The sequence below is a fragment of the Methylophilus sp. Leaf416 genome (assembly GCF_001424665.1).
Lineage (GTDB): Bacteria > Pseudomonadota > Gammaproteobacteria > Burkholderiales > Methylophilaceae > Methylophilus.
In genome coordinates this window covers 333,076-348,200 of record NZ_LMQS01000001.1, presented here as the reverse complement: position 1 = coordinate 348,200, position 15,125 = coordinate 333,076, and the positions used below count along the sequence as shown (strand labels likewise).

Genomic DNA, 15,125 nt, shown 5'->3' with positions numbered 1-15,125 from the left:
CATCAGCGGCGTTTAAACCATACGCCCAGGGCCAGTTTCAGTTTCCTGAAAGGGGGCAGCATGACTTTGTGGTTAAGCACCAGATTAGGGTCTTGCTTGATTTCCCGCAGTAGTGCGCGGTAAATGCCTGCCATCATCAGGCCAGGTAGCTGGGTTTTGATATCAGCTTCAGGCAGCTGGCTGATGGCTTTGTCATAAAACATTTCTGCACGTTCAATCTGCTTGAGTAATAAAGCCTGTGTCTGTACAGAGGCCTGGCTTTGCAGTAACTGCTGTTCAGTCACACCCGCTTTTTCCAGTTCATCAATCGGGATATAAATCCTGCCGCGTCGCGCGTCTTCGCCAATATCGCGAATAATGTTGGTCAGCTGGAAAGCCATCCCCAGGTCATGCGCATAGCCCAGGGTGGATTTATCACTGTAGCCAAAAATTTGCGCCGAGAGCAGGCCGACGACGCTGGCGACGCGGTAGCAATATAATGCCAGTTGCTCAAAATCGGCATAGCGGTTGTACTGCGTATCCATTTGCATGCCATCGATAATTTCTATGAAATGCGCTTCTTGCAAGCCAAATTCTTCCACTACTGGCTTCAATGCCTTGGTGACCGGGTGCTGCGGGGTTTCATGAAATAAACGATGTATTTCCTGTTTCCACCATTGCAGCTTGGTTTGTGCGATCTGGTAATCCGTACATTCATCGACGACATCATCCACTTCTCGACAAAATGCATATAGCGCAGTCATTGCTTCACGTTTGTGTTTGGGTAAGAACACAAAACTCAGGGTAAAGCTGGAGCCGCTTTGTTTTGTTTTTTGCTGGCAGTATTGTTGCGGGGTCATTGTTTAAACAGGGCTTTCAGCAAAATAATCGGCCAATCAAAAGCATTCAGTGTTGGACGGTGTTGGTAAATATCGCCACGGCAACGCTTCAATTTATAAATAATACGTTCGCCACCGGCGACTATCATGCGCAGCTCGAACCCGATACGGCCAGTCAAATGTCTGCCCAGCGGTTTACCGGCCTGCAATAATTGCTCGGCGCGGGCTACATTGTACAAAAAGAATGCCTGCCAGATAGCATCTAATCGTTGCTGGTGTAAATCCTGTTCGCTGATACCGGCAGCGAGCATTTCGTCCTGGCAGAGATATATGCGTCCATTTAGGCCATGCTTTTGCAGGTCAATGGCTATGTCCTGGTAGAAATTAATCAGCTGCAAAGCAGTGCAGATTTGGTCTGACCATTGCCGGTTTTGCGCTGTATCCACGCCATATAATTGCAGCATCAACTTGCCAACCGGATTGGCTGAGCGGCGGCAATAATCCAGTAACTCTTCAAAATTGGCGTAGCGGGTTTTAACGACATCCTGCTTAAAGGCACTGATTAAATCCAGCAGGGATTGCACCTCAAGCTTGTGTGTTCTGATTACATGCTGCAGCGTTTTAAACAGCGGGCGTTCAGCCTGAATATAGGCCTGGATCAGTAATAACTCGTCTTCGTAGGACTGTAGTGCCTGCAAACGCTCCGATTCACTGGCGTCGCCTTCATCGGCAATATCATCGGCTTCACGCGCAAACTGGTAAATCACACTGACCGCATAGCGTAAATGCGCGGGGAGCAACAATGAAGCTACCGGGAAATTCTCATAATGTGTCTGTGCCAGTGGCAGGCTGGCCGGTGTCTTCACTGGCTTGGAAAAGGCTTGCATGGCTTAAGTATGCCATAAATCCGTGATACGCTTACACCTTGGATATAACTAGCGTTAATAGAGAGAGATCATAGGATGTTAGGCATTATTGGGGGCACCGGGCTGACAGAGCTCACCAATCTGAATATTTCAAAACGCCTGATTGTGCGCACGCCATATGGCAAACCTTCACAGCCACTGGTTTTTGGTGAAATAAACGGTAAGGAAGTGGTTTTCCTGGCGCGACACGGCGGCGGACATACCATTCCGCCACATGCAGTCAATTACCGCGCTAATATCTGGGCGTTGCATTCGGTGGGTGTGAGAGACTTGCTGGCAGTAGCGACGGTAGGGGGTATTTCACAACACCTTATTCCTGGAGATATCGTTTTGCCTAACCAGATTCTGGATTACACCTATGGCCGGGATAATACTTACCACGATGGTGTGGAGTTGCCGGTAAGGCACATTGATTTCACCCAGCCGTATTCACAAGCCATGCGTGAACGCTGCCAGAAAGCAGCTCTGGATGCAGGCTGTGGATTGGTGGAGGGGGGCGTTTACGCCTGCGTACAAGGGCCAAGACTGGAAACCGCAGCTGAAATTGACCGATATGAGCGCGATGGCGCAACCGTTGTTGGTATGACTGGTATGCCGGAGGCGGCGTTAGCACGCGAGCTGGGAGTTTCCTATGCCGCGCTTTGCCCGGTAGCTAATTTTGCTGCCGGTCGCGGCGATAGCGCGCAAGCCATTCATTTCGAGCAGGTGATGCCTTTATTGCAGCAAACCATGGAAAAAGTGAAGTGTGTGATTGCGCAATATTTATCTGACCACAACTGCGCAACCGCATGATCTATTTTTCGATATATGTAATGGAGCCTGATCATGGCTATTAAACCAGTGCTCAGAATGGGCGACCCGGTGTTGTATCAAGTGGCTGAAAAAGTCACCGAGTTTGATACAACAGACTTGCATGCATTAATACAAGACATGCATGACACCATGACCGAGATGAATGGTGCCGGGATTGCCGCGCCTCAAATTGGCGTGAGTCTGCAGGTGGTCATGTTCGGTGTCGGCAAAAATCCGCGTTACCCGGATGCTGAGGAAGTGCCATTTACCATCCTGATTAATCCTGAGCTCATACCTGTTGGAAACGAAGAGGAAGATGGCTGGGAAGGTTGCTTGTCGGTACCTGGGATGCGAGGGATTGTTCCAAGGTTTCAGCATTTACGTTATAAAGGTTTTGACCCGCAAGGTAACGTGATTGATCGCACTGTCAGCGGTTTCCATGCAAGGGTAGTGCAGCACGAATGTGATCATCTTTTTGGCATACTTTACCCCATGCGTATCCGCGATCTAACAAAATTTGGCTTTAATGATGTACTTTTTCCTGGAATAACACTTCCAGACGACTGATTGTTTGCTATAATTCTGCCTTCCGGAAGAGTGGCAGAGCGGTTTAATGCTACAGTCTTGAAAACTGTCGAGGGTTCACGCCCTCCGTGAGTTCGAATCTCACCTCTTCCGCCAGTTACCAAGATGCCGCATAAATGCGGCATTTCTATTTAAAGTTTTATAATCACTTTAATTTATTAAGGAATATGTCATGACTCAAATCATCATCGACCACAATCCATCTGAAGAAAAATTGAAAGACCTGGGCGTAAAAAGCTGGAATACCTGGGATTGCGCACCTTCAAAATTCCCTCTGGATTTCACTGCGACTGAAAAAGCTTACGTATTGGAAGGCGAATTCAAAGTGACTCCACAAGGTGGCGACACAGTAACAATCAAAGCTGGTGACTACGTTGAGTTTCCAAAAGGCCTGAAATCCCAGTGGGAAGTTGTGAAGCAACTGAAAAAACACTACAAACATTTCTAATAGATTGTAGTAGCAAGTATTCAATAAAAAGCCCTGCATCGCAGGGCTTTTTGTTTTGAATCAAGCTTTATCTTTAAATTTTGCAAAGTATGCAGAGTATTTAAACGCAATACAGCATCACTCTCTAGCAAAGTAATCGATATCAACCTACAATCTCATCCTGATTGAAAAATCAAATCGCCTTGGGGTGGCTAACACCTGAGATCTCGCGCAAGTGAGAAACCCAATGAACCTGACCCAGATAATGCTGGCGTAGGGACAGGCAGAGCATCTACAACGCAAATGTTTTTGGTTTGTTGTCCCTCAACAAACCTACTCACGTCATTGTCACTCTCCCCCTGTCCTTTTTATATGTCTTATAGAAAGGATTTTCATGAAACCGATTACAAAACCATTGTCCCTGATCGGGCTTTTACTGACCTCCCCGGTGTATGCCGCAAAAGACGAGGAGGCAGTCAAACTCCCTGATGTGGTGGTAAGCGCGGATTTTCGTCCAAGCACTGCAGACAAAACAGCGGTAAGCCTGACCGAGATTGATAAAGAAACTATAGAGTCACGCGGCGCGCAGCATCTGGAAGAAGTCTTGGGCTTGGCCCCGAATGTGAACTTGTCCAGTGGTGCTTCGCGCGGTCAGTTTTTTCAAATTCGTGGCATGGGTGCAACTAGCCAATTCAGTGCGCCGCTCAATCCATCGGTTGGCCTGGTGATTGACGGGGTGGATTTTAGCCGTACGGGTGGCGCAGCCACCTTGTTTGATATCGATTCGATTGAAATCTTGCGCGGTCCGCAAGGTACCAAATTTGGTACCAATGGCCTGGCCGGTACGATCAATATGCGTAGTAAAGCACCCACAAAAGAGTTTTCCCTGCGGGCTGAATCCGGCTTAGCGGAATATAACACGCGCAATTTTGGTGTCGCAGTAGGTGGCACATTGGTTGAAGATAAGTTATTAGGCCGTGCCTCCATTTACAGCCACAAGTCAGATGGCTATATGAACAACGATTTTTTGAATCGCGACAATACACAAAACCAGGATGAGCTCACTTTCCGCGGCAAACTAAGATTATTAGCCACTGACGATTTAACATTTGACTTAAGTTATACCCACTTGGATATTAATAATGGCTATGACGCTTTTACACTCAATAACAGCCGTCACAGCCTCTCTGACCAGCCTGGGCAAGATAAACAGCTCACTAATGCGTTTGCACTTAAAGGCAACTGGCAAGCTTCTGACGCGGTGATTGTGCAATCGGAAGCAACTTATCTAAAAAGCGATATTGTTTATAGTTATGATGCGGACTGGGGATATGCTGGGCAGTACGCTACTGCATTATCTCCTGATGCCGGTGACGCTTACAACGGGTTTGAACGGTATGATAGGCACCGTGAAAACTATTCGTTTGAGCTGCGTGCACTGTCAGATAGAGCTGGCCGCATTTTTAACGACTCTACAGATTGGACAGTGGGCATTTATTTCTTGGATCAAGATGAAGCCTTTAAGCAAAATTCTGATTTTGGTATCTTTGGCACCACGCTCAGAAATGGCGATTACAACACACAAAATACGGCTATTTACAGTCAGCTCGATACACATTTGACCGATAAACTGACTCTGATAACCGGTGCGCGGGTTGAGTATTTTAAAGCGAGATACACTGACTCTAATGCCTTGAAGATTAACCAGAATGAAGGTCTGTATGGTGGTAAGGTTGGCCTAAATTATCAGGCAAACCAAGACCATTTAATTTACACCACATTCTCTCGTGGCTACAAATCAGGTGGAGTGAATAATGACGCGAGATTGCCAAACAATTTGCTGGCTTTTGATACTGAATACAATCTAGGTATAGAGGTGGGCCTGAAATCCAGCTGGTTCGATAAGCGATTAAAAACTGCTTTGGCGGTTTTTTACACCGATAGACGTAATGCACAAGTAGACAACTCCAGAGATACAGGTGTGCAATTTGTTGATTTTACTGGCAATACCTCAAATGCTACCCATCAAGGCCTTGAAGGGAGTCTGGACTGGTTCATCACTGACAATCTGCGTGTACTAGGCGCACTGGGTCTGCTTGATGCCACCTTTGATAAACGCTCCGTCAATGGCGTCAATTTCGATGGTCGCCAGGTCGCACACGCTCCTAAATACACCTTCAATTTAGGCTCTGAATATTATGTAAATGATGCGTGGACACTACGTGCCAATGTGGAAGGCAAAGATAGCTTTTACTTTTCAGACAGTAATAATACAAAATCTAGCGCCTATGCGATTGTGAATGCAGCTGCAGATTACAAACATGGGCATTACAAAGTGCGGGTATGGGTCAGAAACTTATTTGATAAAGACTATGCCACGCGGGGGTTTTACTTTGATAACAATCCAGCTAATGGCGGTAGTGATGTAAAAGAAAAATACGTTCAGTTTGCCGAGCCACGCGTCGCTGGCGTGACTGTGAGTTATGACTACTAAATAACATTCTGGCTGGGCTTTTATAGCCCGCTGGATTTAAAGGAGAAGTAAATGCGTATTTCAGTCGATATCAGTTTATACCCTTTAACCGAGGGCTATGTAGAACCCATTCTGGAGTTTATCAACAAACTAGAAGCCAATCCAAACCTGGTGGTAAAGCGCAACAGCCTGGCTACGCAAGTATTTGGTGAATACCGCGAAGTGATGGATTGCCTCGATGCTGAAATGGAAGCCGTGTTTAATGCGATACCGCACAGTGTGTTTGTAATGAAGTTTATAGGCACTGACAGGGCTGATGTTGTTGATGTATAGCCACCATTTGTTAACTTCTTAGGTGCTTTCCAGCCATGAACCAAGATAACTTTCAGCCTGTCCTGAATGCATTTCAGCAAATGTCCTCTTGGGAAATTGCTGCTGCTTTAATGGGCGTTGCCTATATTCTGCTTGCTGCAAAAGAGTCGCAATGGTGCTGGCTGTTTGCTTTCTTAAGCACGCTGGTATACACCGCACTGTTTTGGGAAGGTCAGCTTCCCATGCAGGCGCTGCTGAATTTTTATTATATGGGTATGGCTATTTATGGTTTTTGGCTATGGCATACACATGGCAAGCAAACTGACACGTTATCGATCAGCCGTTGGCCCTGGCTTTGGCATGTTGGTTTTATTGCTGTCGGCGTGGTCGTGAGTGCTTTGGTAAGTGCCTATTTGCAAAAAAGCGGACAATCGCAAAGCCCTGTCTTGGATGCGTATACGACGGTTTTTTCTGTAATGAATACCTGGCTGATCGCCAGGAAGGTGTTGGAGAACTGGCTATATTGGGCGGTGATTGATGGCGCTGCCACGCTTTTGTATATTCAAACAGGCTATTACGCTACTGCCGCTTTATTTGTTCTTAACACTATCCTGGCAATTGTAGGCTTTATCAGTTGGGTAAAGCTTTACCGGCAACAAGCTTGAATGCTAAAGGCGATAAAAGTGATTGATTTATATACGCTGCATCCACTTTGCCAAATCAGTTTCACCCAGTATATTCATCAAAAATAACAGTAGCTGGTAGCAGGGTGTATTGGCAGTGTGGTCAGGCCAGCTATGCGTTTGAGTATAATGTTGCTTAAATAAAGCCAATTGCGCGGGTGTTAATACATATTCAATCAACACCAGGTCCAGTGCACGTGGCGCGATCACGAACGCATCAAGATCAATCAGCGCCAGATCATTGTTGCTTAAACAACGGAACTGATCCCAACGCAAATCCAACATCACGGGGACGAATTCGATTTCCTGGATATTTTTTGCTTGCGCTAATACTTCAGCCAGTAACGGTTCAGCAATGGGCGCGTCGTGCTGCTCAAGCAAAAAAATTAGGGTTTCTTGTAAACGACTGGCCCAGTCTGTTGCAGAAAGTTCCGGCGCATGTAGCTTGCCCCAGCTGGCGCATGTGAATTGGTGTAGTTTTGCAATATGTTCGGCTAACTGTATAACCCACAACTCGCCGATAAGCTCCGGTTTTACATCTTCCCCGGTTAAAAAACGGCTGATTACAAATCGATTGCTACTTGCTGAGACAAAATCAGGTACGGTAAGCGCACCGTTTTTTTCCAAAAAATTGTGCGTTAAGTGGATAGTGCCCAAACTGTTTGGAAAGTCAGCGGCAAATAAACGGTTTGCGCCTAGCCAGAAGTGAGATTTTCCTATATTCGTCTGATTGCAAACTTTCAACACCATTTCACCATCCGCCGTTTGGCAATAAAACAGCTGATGCGTACTATCCTCAAATTTATTCGGGATAGCACTTGGTTGGGCAATCAGTTTCGGTAAACTGGCTTGTTCGAGTGGAGTGAGTTGCGGATAAGTAAACATGTGAGGCTATATTTTAAGCCATCATCGGGTTTAAATCATCCGCTCGTCACAAGTCGCTGGCGTGAGTATGGGGATAAAGCTGATGAATCGGTGTTATCTATATATTAAGGCTAGAATTTATAGTGCCAATAAACACTTAATACTTCAACGCCAGGGTTTTCATTACCTAGATTGGCATTTGACAAATGGCTGACTGCAAGACCAAGACTTTGTTGATCGTTGATGTCCTTGGCAATCTCCAATTGCGAACGAAACTCTAGCGGATGGCCCAGATCAAGATCGCTGCTGCCGCGGCTATAGTAACCGGCGCCCAGGCTGGGTTTTAAATGCCAGGTTTCAGTAAACTGCCAGTCGTACAGCAATCCACCTCCCAGCCAAAGAGTGCCGTCGGTGGTGGCCTGCACAGCCGCCCAGGGTTTCAGATTGTCCAGCCAGATATTGGAATCAGCTTCATATTCCAGGCGAAAGTCAGCGGCAGAATGCGAACCGTCGAAATCATAACTACCGGCCGCGATCCCTAATGTGCCAGCTTGTGAGAGTGATATTGAAGATACTGCGATAACAAGGGATACGATGAGATGGGCTGTTTTCATTGTTGTCATTAACCACGAGAAATAATAAGTTATAGTGGTTGAAAATATAGCAAGCAATGCAAAAATAAAGCTAGACCGATCTGTCTTCAGCAGCAATGAATTTCATCTTTTTTGTATTTTTGCCACATTCATATTGATGTGTAATGTAGAAATGTTTAACCAAATAATTTATACGATAATTTTTTAACTTTATGAAATTCGTAGTTTTTTGATGGCTAAATTGATAGGGGTAGGATGCAGTTGAATGTGGTGAGTATGTGAGTTACTGTGATCCCGTATACAGTATCAAAGCTCGCTAAAAGCCGCTTTCAATGCGTCGATTTGAGTATCATCAAGTGGCTTTCCATCACTGGTTGAGATTAGAAAGCTATCTTCCACCCGATTGCCCAAGGTGTTAATTTTGGCATTGTGCAAAGCGACATCATTGTGTAGCAATGCCAGCGCCATACAGGCAAGTAACCCAGGCCGGTCATTGGCAATCACATCCAGCTGTTGAAACTGTTGTTGTTGGTCGTTGTGCGTACTGGCAGGGCGAATGAAAATTTGCGTGGTTAATGGCATGTGTTTCACCTGCCGGCTGACGCGGCCCCGGATAGGCGTTGGAATCGCTATGGTGCCGGAAAGCTGTTCGGTCAGGCCTTGCTCAATATGCTTTAACAAGCCGTTGTAGCTGATTTGATGCGTGTCAGGCTCCAGCACAATGAAGTTATCCAGCGCATAGCCATGAGCGGTGGTGTAGATTCTGGCCTGTACGATGTTGTATTGCATGCTGTCGAAAAAATGGCAAATACGGGCAAAAATCTCTTTCTGGTCCCGGCTATAAATCATGACCTGTATGCCATCGCCTTTGGGGCTGAGTCTGGCGCGCACAATAGCGGTTTCAGTCAGCATATGCGGGATGAGCAAGCGGCTTTGCCAGGCGATTTCATCACTGTCAAATCGGTTGAAATAGCTTTCGCCGAACGCTTGCCACAAAGGCAGTACTGAATCTTCTTTCATGTTGAAGCTGCTGAGTTTTTGCAGGACTTCCTGCTTGCGCAGGCTTAGCTGTGCGTCGGTATTCAATGATTGCTGCAATACGCGGCGTGTTTGTAAAAACAGGCTTTCCAGCAATTTGGCTTTCCATGCATTCCACACATTCGGGCTGGTGCCCCGAATATCGGCCACCGTGAGTAAATACAAAGCCGTCAGGCGATACTCCGAGCCTACCAGTCTTGCGAAAGCTTCAATCACATCAGGGTCAGATAAATCACTTTTCTGTGCAGTACTGGAGAGTTTCAGGTGTGCTTCAACCAGCCAGGCGACCAGTTCAGTGTCTGCTTTGGGTAAGCCATGTTTTTGGCAGAAGCGTTTGGCATCGATGGTACCAAGCACAGAATGGTCGCCACCACGACCTTTGGCTATGTCATGGAAAATAGCTGCCAGGTAAAGCAAATGCGGTTGGCTAAATTCTGCAAATAACTGGCTGCACAAGGGAAACTCATGCCGTAACTCAGGTTTTGCAAAGCGGCGCAGGTTGCGCAACACATTCATGGTGTGTTCATCCACGGTATACACATGAAACAAATCATGCTGCATCTGCGCGATGACGCGGCCAAACACAGGGATGTAGCGTCCCAGGATGCCGTAGCGGTTCATGCGCCGCAGGCTACGGTGGACCCCTTCTTTGGCTTGTAGAATTTGCAGGAATAACGCCTTGTTCACCGATTGCTGACGGAACGTGGTGTCAATCAACGGTTGCGCGGCCTGCAACGCCCTGACTAATGGCGCGCTGAATCCTGCGATGGCAGGGTGTTGCTGTAGCAGCTGAAAACAACGCAAAATAGCCTCGGGCTTGAGTTGAAACAAGTCAGGCGCTTGTACGCTTAGCAGGCCGTGCGACAGGACAAAGTCTTGATCAATGACCGTCGCAGGCTCATTCTGGGGAGTGACACGCGCATGCATCAGCTTCAGCAAGACTTCGTTTTCGATAATGATGGCTTTGGCGCTTCGGTAAAAGCCTTGCATCAACTGTTCGCTGGCGCGTTTTTGCGTAGTGGTCTGGTAACCCATTTGTTCAGCCAGGGTATTCTGGAAGTCGAACACCAACCGGTCTTCGCGTCGCTTGGCTAACAAATGCAGGCGGATACGCAAGTTTTGCAGTAAACGTTCGTGGCTTTTGAGTTGTCTTGCCTGTGCATGGCTGAGCAAACCCGTATGCACCAGGTCTTGCCAGTCGTGGCCTAGTCCTTGACTCTGTGCTATCCATAAAATCATATGCAAATCACGCAAGCCACCCGGGCTTTCCTTGATGTTTGGTTCAAGGTTGTAAGCAGTGTCGTGAAATTTTGAGTAACGGATTTGCTGCTCACGTAGCTTTTCCGCAAAGAAACGCGGTTTATCTAATTGTGCATGCAATGATTGCATCAAGGTTTTGAAAGCAGGCTTGTGGCCTGTGAGCCAGCGTGCTTCCAGCAGGTTGGTCATAATCGTCACGTCAAGTTGCGCTTCAGCCAGACACTCGCTCAGCGAACGTACGCTGTGACCAATATTAAGGCCGATATCCCACAAGGCGCCAATCAGCGATTCAATCTCGGTTTGCAAAGCAGCAGGGCACTCTTCCGGCATTAAAATCAGCAGGTCGATATCTGAATGCGGGAACATGTCGCCACGGCCATAGCCGCCGACAGCGATCAGGCTGACTGTCGCGGGTAATTCGAATGCGGTACAGATGTCACGTAATAGCTGGTCCAGCTGGCGGGTATTTTGCTGTAACAGGACTTTGGCATTAGGTTTTGCCAGATAAGCGGCAGCAAGCTGTTGCTGTGATCGCTGGAACGACTCACGCCACTGCTTGAGTTGTTCTTTGGCTATCACTGGCATGGTATGGAATGGATATTACAGGGTTGGACGTGGGGGAGACCCGTCGGAAACGGTCATGATTTCAAAACCATCATCGGTGACGACGATAGTGTGCTCCCATTGTGCAGACAGGCTGCGGTCTTTAGTCACTACTGTCCAGCCATCAGACATGAATTTGATCTCGCGCCGCCCGGCATTAATCATAGGCTCAATGGTGAAAATCATGCCAGGTTTAAGGGTGACGCCGCTGCCAGGTTTCCCGTAATGCAGCACCTGTGGTTCGCAATGAAATTTTTTGCCGATGCCGTGGCCACAAAACTCACGCACCACACTGTAGCCATTTTTTTCTGCGAAAGATTGAATCGCATAGCCGACATCGCCCAGGGTATTGCCAGGTTTTACTTTCTCGATACCACGCCACATCGCCTGATAGGTGATTTCGCATAAACGCTTGGCCTGTGGTGAGACGGCGCCAATGAGGAACATGCGCGATGTATCGCCATGGTAACCATCTTTGATTACTGTAATATCGAGGTTAACGATGTCACCATTTTTCAGTTCTTTTTCACTAGGCACACCGTGACAAATCTGCTGGTTAATCGAAGTGCATATTGATTTTGGGTAAGGTGTATGACCATCCGGTGCATAATTGAGAGGCGCAGGAATTGCCTGTTGCACATTGACGATATAGTCATGGCATAGCTGATCCAGTTTATTGGTGGTGACACCCGCGACGACAAAAGGCGTGATGTAATCCAGCACCTCTGAAGCCAGCCGGCCAGCCACGCGCATTTTTTCAATATCTTCGGGTGTATGCAGAATAATTGCCATAAATTTGGTCACAGGGGAGTCGCGGCATATCACCTGACTCTGAAGCTAGTCACAAAGACTGCATTCTAACATAGCAGATTGGGTCTCATGCCTAAAGAAACAAGCCTTTTATAGCCCTGAAACAGTCAGCTCATGATTAAAACTGGCAGTGAATTCAGTGACTCATCGACACATTCGGAAGCTTGGCATTGTTTTATACTCAGGCGGACAAAACTAAAGCAGGAGCGTTTAGATGGTGACACTTACCGAGGCAAGAGCCAACCGGAACATTTCCGATTGGGTGGCATTTTTTGAAAATGCTGATATTCCTGTATTGCGGCAAACCGCCAGGGAGCTCGCACAGCTGCATGAGCACGAAGATGAAACCGGCGCACGTGATATTACACGCGTTGTGATTAATGACCCGCTGATGACTTTTAAGGTGCTGACCTTTGCCAATAACCATCGTAGCCGCCACCAATTGCAAGACCTGGTGCAGGTAGAGCAGGCAATTATCATGATGGGCACCAGTACTTTCTTTGAGCAGATTCCTACCGTGCCGCATGTGGAAGAGATGCTAAGCAAAAATGTGGCTGCGCTGGTCGATTTAATCAAACTCGTTGTGCGTGCCCATCGCGCTGGTTATTTTGCTGCGGAATTTGCATCCCATTTAATGGATTTGCATGCTGAAGAATTACGTGTGGCAGCCTCACTGCATGACTTTGCCGAAATGCTGATGTGGTGTTTTAACCCGGATGCCATGAGTGAAGTGCATAAGCGCCAGTTAGCTGATAAAACATTGCGTAGCCGGGCTGTCCAGCAAGAAGTGTTGGGATTCAAGGTCATTGATTTGCAGGCTGAGTTGGTGCGCACCTTTAATTTACCTTTATTGCTGAATGACCTGATGGATGAGCAACGTGCGCACCTGCCGCGGGTGCGGAATGTGGAATTTGCCGTCAACCTGGCCAGGCATTCTGCTGATGGATGGGATAACGCGGCGTTGCCGGACGATTACAAAGACATTGCGCAGTTGCTGCATGTGGATGTGCCACGTGTCATGCACATTGTTGGCGTGCCTAACGCGCAATAGTTATTCCGCTCGGTAACTTTGGCTAAGTACATCGGTAATCGCCTGATGCACCGTATCAATCAAAGCTTCCCATGAGGTGTCAGGCGCCTGCCTGAATAATCGCATGCCGGGGTACCACGCGCAGGTTTCCGGCTGTTGTAACCAGCGGAAATGGGCTTGTTCAGGCAGTAGTAGCCATACTTTTTTGCCCAGTGCCGCAGCCAGGTGCGCGACAGCCGTATCTACCGAAATAATAAAATCCATTTGCATGATCAAGCCGGCAGTATTGGTAAAATCAGCCAGTAAAGGATGATGGCATTCCAGCATGGGGAATCGTTTGAGCATGATGTGATCTTCACGCCGGAACTCTTTTTGCAAGCTGTGCCATTCAACTTCCATTTTCAATAATGGCGCCATCAAATGTAGCGGAATACTGCGCTGACGGTCATATTTGTTATGCGCATCACCGCACCAGTTCACACCGATACGCAATCGTCTCGCCGGGCCCAGGAGATCTTGCCATGGCTGCGCATGCCGCTCTGCAATCTGCAGATAGGGTAGCGCAGCCGGAATTGCCTCAGTAACAGTCTTGAACGCCAGCGGCAAACTCAGCATGGGGCAATACAAATCAAAATGTGGCAGGGCACGGCCATCCAGCCGGATGACCTGAATCACCTCTGCATGACCCCATAATTCATTGAACAAGTTGAACAATGCATCTGGCACGGCGACTATTATCTGGTTGGGCTTGAAAGCCTTCACTAACTGGATATAGCGGCAAAATTGCAGAGTGTCGCTCAGCGTTTGTTCGGCAAGAATTAGAATTGTTTTGCCAACCAGGGACGTGTCACCTGTCCATAACAATTGTCGATTTGGCAATGCGCCAGCTGGTAAAACCTGCCAGCGCGATTCGTACATCGGCCAGCCATCTTCGTATTCACCACGTGCCAGTTTTAACATGCTGAGGACGTAGCGTGCCTGTGCATGCGCGGGTGCGTGCTTTAATGCCGTTTCCAGGCACTCATAAGCCTCATCGGTATCGCCGTTTTCGTAAAGTGCAAGGCCAAGATTGCAGTAAGCAGACGCATAACCGGGATTCAGCTGTAATGCCTGCCGGAAGTCAGCAATGGCTTCCGGGTATTTACCAAGCTGGCACAGCACGACACCGCGATTATTGTAGGGCACCGGCAAATTGGGTTGATAGGCGATAGCATGATGAAACGCTTTCAATGCATCTGCATGTTGCCCTTGCATTTGCAAAATCAATGCACGCTGATGGTGTGCTTCGGCAAAGTCAGGCTGAATTTTGATGGCGGTATCCATGCAGGCCAGCGCTTCAGCAGGCGCATGTAATTGCTGGTGTAACACGCCGAGCCGATAGTGAAAATGTACGTGTTCAGGATGTGCGCTGACTGCCTGTTTAAGTACAGTCACCGCCTGTTCAAACTGCTGAGTTTGTAGCATCAAATCGACGCATTCGGTAAATGCCTGGATGTGTTGCGGATCCAGCTTGGTCACCGTGCGCAAACGCAAAATTGCCTCTTGTGCGCGACCAAGGTTTTTCAGTGCGCGAGCATCCAGGTAATAGCTCTGTGTCTGCCTGGCATCCAGTTTAATCGCCACCTTGTAAGAGTCATGCGCCGCTGAAAACTGCTGGGTGCGCATCTGCAAGTTGGCAAGTTGCAGCCGCAATTGCAGTGCCTTCGGCTGCAAGTTGATTGCCTGCAGCAAATATTGCTCGGCAGCATGAAACTCATCATTTTGCAGCATCAGCCCCGCCAGTTTCTGATATGCCTCCCACCTCTGCGGGTCGGCGGCGATCAGTTTCAGCAGTTTTGCGATGGCTTCATTATTCATGTGGATGACTGCGATACTTCACGCGTTTGTAGTGTGCCTTAAAAGTAGATGGCG

General features: G+C 47.8%; 14 protein-coding genes, 1 tRNA gene and 1 riboswitch. Of the genes, 8 read left to right on the top strand and 7 right to left on the bottom strand.

Features of this window, described 5'->3' with window-relative positions; all coding sequences use genetic code 11:
• Positions 1–2: 2 nt before the first annotated feature.
• Positions 3–839 carry a presqualene diphosphate synthase HpnD gene (gene hpnD, locus ASG34_RS01580; RefSeq protein WP_055825735.1) on the bottom strand — a complete coding sequence of 279 codons (837 nt, stop codon included), beginning with the start codon at positions 837–839 and terminating at the stop codon, positions 3–5.
• A complete protein-coding gene (hpnC, locus tag ASG34_RS01575; protein WP_055825732.1) occupies positions 836–1,705 on the bottom strand; it encodes a squalene synthase HpnC in 870 nt (289 codons plus the stop codon). The genes hpnD and hpnC overlap by 4 nt, the downstream gene beginning before the upstream one ends.
• Before the next feature lie 75 nt (positions 1,706–1,780).
• Here hpnC and ASG34_RS01570 point away from each other — a divergent pair, with 75 nt between their 5' ends.
• From ASG34_RS01570 to pnuC, 7 genes are all read left to right on the top strand, one after another.
• Entirely contained in the window at positions 1,781–2,536 is a 756-nt protein-coding gene (locus ASG34_RS01570; RefSeq protein WP_055825729.1) for an S-methyl-5'-thioinosine phosphorylase, read from the top strand.
• A gap of 33 nt (positions 2,537–2,569) precedes the next feature.
• Complete coding sequence (gene def, locus ASG34_RS01565; protein WP_055825726.1) at positions 2,570–3,103, top strand: peptide deformylase; 534 nt, start codon at positions 2,570–2,572, stop codon at positions 3,101–3,103.
• A 24-nt stretch (positions 3,104–3,127) separates the two neighbouring features.
• Positions 3,128–3,217 (top strand) — tRNA-Ser (locus ASG34_RS01560).
• Between the two features lie 76 nt (positions 3,218–3,293).
• Positions 3,294–3,569 carry a cupin domain-containing protein gene (locus ASG34_RS01555; RefSeq protein ID WP_055825723.1) on the top strand — a complete coding sequence of 92 codons (276 nt, stop codon included), beginning with the start codon at positions 3,294–3,296 and terminating at the stop codon, positions 3,567–3,569.
• A 173-nt stretch (positions 3,570–3,742) separates the two neighbouring features.
• Positions 3,743–3,846: riboswitch (TPP riboswitch) on the top strand.
• Positions 3,847–3,942: 96 nt separating this feature from the next.
• A complete protein-coding gene (locus ASG34_RS01550; protein WP_055825720.1) occupies positions 3,943–6,042 on the top strand; it encodes a TonB-dependent receptor in 2,100 nt (699 codons plus the stop codon).
• Positions 6,043–6,093: 51 nt separating this feature from the next.
• Positions 6,094–6,354: a YkoF family thiamine/hydroxymethylpyrimidine-binding protein gene (locus ASG34_RS01545; protein ID WP_055825716.1), complete on the top strand. Its 261-nt coding sequence runs from the start codon at positions 6,094–6,096 to the stop codon at positions 6,352–6,354.
• A 35-nt stretch (positions 6,355–6,389) separates the two neighbouring features.
• Positions 6,390–6,998, top strand: coding sequence for a nicotinamide riboside transporter PnuC (pnuC, locus tag ASG34_RS01540; RefSeq protein ID WP_055825713.1), 609 nt, complete (start codon positions 6,390–6,392; stop codon positions 6,996–6,998).
• Between the two features lie 27 nt (positions 6,999–7,025).
• On the opposite strand, the gene ASG34_RS01535 is transcribed toward pnuC, so the two are convergent.
• The 4 genes from ASG34_RS01535 to map all read right to left on the bottom strand — a co-directional run bounded on the left by ASG34_RS01535 (position 7,026) and on the right by map (position 12,166).
• The gene (locus ASG34_RS01535) at positions 7,026–7,901 is read right to left on the bottom strand and encodes a hypothetical protein (RefSeq protein WP_055825710.1); all 876 of its coding nucleotides are present in this window, start codon (positions 7,899–7,901) and stop codon (positions 7,026–7,028) included.
• 110 nt (positions 7,902–8,011) lie between these two features.
• The gene (locus tag ASG34_RS01530; protein ID WP_055825707.1) at positions 8,012–8,494 is read right to left on the bottom strand and encodes an acyloxyacyl hydrolase; all 483 of its coding nucleotides are present in this window, start codon (positions 8,492–8,494) and stop codon (positions 8,012–8,014) included.
• A 285-nt stretch (positions 8,495–8,779) separates the two neighbouring features.
• On the bottom strand, positions 8,780–11,356 hold the full coding sequence (locus ASG34_RS01525; RefSeq protein WP_055825704.1) for a [protein-PII] uridylyltransferase: 2,577 nt from the start codon (positions 11,354–11,356) through the stop codon (positions 8,780–8,782).
• Between the two features lie 15 nt (positions 11,357–11,371).
• Entirely contained in the window at positions 11,372–12,166 is a 795-nt protein-coding gene (map, locus tag ASG34_RS01520) for a type I methionyl aminopeptidase (RefSeq protein WP_055825702.1), read from the bottom strand.
• A gap of 232 nt (positions 12,167–12,398) precedes the next feature.
• Here map and ASG34_RS01515 point away from each other — a divergent pair, with 232 nt between their 5' ends.
• Positions 12,399–13,235, top strand: a complete 837-nt coding sequence (locus ASG34_RS01515) for an HDOD domain-containing protein (protein WP_055825699.1) — start codon at positions 12,399–12,401, stop codon at positions 13,233–13,235.
• Here ASG34_RS01515 and ASG34_RS01510 read toward each other — a convergent pair whose 3' ends face one another.
• Positions 13,236–15,071, bottom strand: coding sequence for a tetratricopeptide repeat protein (locus ASG34_RS01510; RefSeq protein ID WP_055825696.1), 1,836 nt, complete (start codon positions 15,069–15,071; stop codon positions 13,236–13,238).
• Positions 15,072–15,125 lie beyond the last annotated feature (54 nt).